Origin of the sequence: Ohessyouella blattaphilus, from assembly GCF_024721265.1 — a bacterium.
GTDB classification, from domain to species: Bacteria; Bacillota; Clostridia; order Lachnospirales; family Lachnospiraceae; genus Aequitasia; species Aequitasia blattaphilus_A.
Window position 1 is genome coordinate 1 of record NZ_JAMXOC010000059.1, and the last position, 2,576, is coordinate 2,576.

Below are 2,576 nucleotides of genomic sequence, written 5' to 3' on the forward strand. Positions count from 1 at the left end.
ATGAGGTAGGTCGGTTGCGCCTTTCCGAATTACTCCGGTAGGTTTCAACCTTCCCCCTCCCGAACCGAACGGACACCTCTCGGCGTATTCGGCTCTCCATCTACTAACTAAACTTGAGTTTTAATCGTTTTGAAGCAATCTGGGCAAACTGCTAGGGATTTTCTTCTTATATCCAACATCTTCTGTTCCCATAGTGTCGTACCATTTAGCTCCTTTAGTTTCCTGACGTGATGCATAATAATCTCATCAGTCTTTTTCCCACAAAGTTCACATTCGCCTGCCTGCAACCTATTGATAAGGCTATTCTTCTTGGGATATCGCCGATGTGGTGGCAGTGTATCCACGAAGTCAGGGGCTGGCTTTCCGTTCTTTCTAAAACCATCATGATAGAACATAATCTCTTTCATTCCACCCTTGGTTTTATACTTGACTACAAATTCGCCATTACGCTTATATTTCTTGCAGATATGTTTGTATGTGGTTCGGTATTTACATCCGAAAGTCTTATATAGACTTGCTTTCATAATTCTGTAGAACTTATCAAGCACCGATACATTTCCTGCGAGGCGATAGTAATTATAAATACCTCTGATTTCAGCATTGAACTGACTGACAATCTGTGCGTCTGGCATGTTAATGAACTTTCCTCTGTAGGTTGGTTTCCATAGTTCCTGTCCGTTTTTGCATTTCTTAATGTACATCGCCTTGTAATCTAACAGCTTATTGAACCACTTTTCCTTTGGCACATATAGCTTGATTTGACCGTACCATGCTCTCTTGAGATTTCCGTTTTTGTCACGCATACAATCTTTGCTTCTTGATACCGAAATATCATAGCCTAGAAACCGAATAAGCTCTGCTGAATGAGTAATCTTTGTCTTCTCGTCGGACAATTCAAGGTTTAGCTCCTCTTTGAGGAAAATACCAACTCTCTTTTTAATCTCCTCCGAATCCGCTTTTGAGCCTATGACACCGATAACAAAATCATCAGCGTATCTAGTGTACTGGATTTTTTTGAAATTACTGTCCAGTGCTTCGTAGCAAGGTGTTACCCTTAGCTTTGCATTAAGCTCCTTGATTCTCTTTTCTGCTTTGCAGATTTCCACCTCATTAGCTTCGTCTTTTGCAGTTTTCAGTTTCTTCTTCCAATAGGATAATAAACCACCAATCTGGCTGTAAGCCTTTTGTGGTTTCCTGTAAGATTCTTGCCTGTCAAAGCCTTTTTTCATTTTCTCAATGAAAATATCCAGTTCACTAAGATAGACATTAGCAAGTAGCGGGCTTACACCCGACCCCTGCGGCGTTCCGCTGTAGGTGGTGTTGTATTCCCAACTCTCAAGGTATCCTGCTCGTAAAAATTTCCAAAGCAATTCAATGAAGCTTTCATCATTGATACGCCGTCTGATAATCTTAATCAGAATGTGGTGGTCGATATTATCAAAACATCCTTTAATGTCTCCCTCGACGAACCACTTAGTGCCTGTGAACATTCTTTTAATCTGCCCTAAACAGGTATGACAGCTACGGTTTGGTCTGAACCCGTGAGAGTAATCGGAAAAGTTGGGTTCGTAAATAGCTTCCAGTAACATTCTGACAACCTCCTGAATCAGCTTGTCGTCCGTGGACGGTATGCCTAGCGGTCGTTTCTTATTACTGTTCTTTTTGGCAATGTACGTTCTGCGTACAGGGTTTGGCTGATATGAGTGGTCTTTCACCGACTGAATGATTCTGGTGATTCTTGCCATACTCATGCCGTCCAGTGTCTCCCCATCGACTCCAACGGTCATACTACCTTCAGAGGTAGCAATCTTCTGATATGCCAACAGATAGAACTCTGGATTGTACAGATTTCTATATAGCCTTTCAAATCTGTACGATTTGTCTTTGGTTTTTTCTTCCAAGTTTTTCAATACAATCTCTGGACTTCTCATAGTGTCTCACACACCTTTCCTAAAAATAATATTGAGTAGTAGACTGCTCCACTTCGCCATGTGAGCGGCTTTCCCGCATCCGATTTACGGCATTCCCTGTCAGTTCAGTGTTCTCGGACTACTATTGGAGCTGTGTTACCATAGTGGATATTCAGAGCCACATTTTTCATAGTGCTCATAGCCTGTATTAGGCATTCCACTTTAGGCAATCCCCGTTTAGTCTAATTGAAACAAGAGATTATTGTATTGTCGGATGAGACTTTCGTCATTTGATACCACTATCTTGTGGATTGTCTGCTTTGAATATCACGCAACTCCCCTACACGCAGGTTCGTTGCCAAAGCACTGGCGACTGTAACTCCGTTACGCCAGGAGCGATAATAGACCCTACTCATGACTATCTTTTAGGCAGTCTAGCTTTCATCCTCATATACAATTTTTCACCCTATTATGCCTTGTCTATCACATGGAGTTTGTGATGACCCATTCTCCGACATGCTACACTCCCTGTCAGGTTTCCCATTTCAGATAAGTCGGGGGGTGATAGGTTGCGGTTATACCGCATGATATTTTACCTACTGTTTTCTCACAACAGATTTTCAATTAGCCGCGTGCGACATATGAGCCGCACTTACGGGCGCACGT

General features: G+C 42.3%; 1 protein-coding gene. It reads right to left on the minus strand.

The window, feature by feature from the left end:
* Positions 1 to 107: 107 nt before the first annotated feature.
* The gene (locus tag NHH16_RS15230; protein WP_262070447.1) at positions 108 to 1,931 is read right to left on the minus strand and encodes a reverse transcriptase/maturase family protein; all 1,824 of its coding nucleotides are present in this window, start codon (positions 1,929 to 1,931) and stop codon (positions 108 to 110) included.
* Positions 1,932 to 2,576 lie beyond the last annotated feature (645 nt).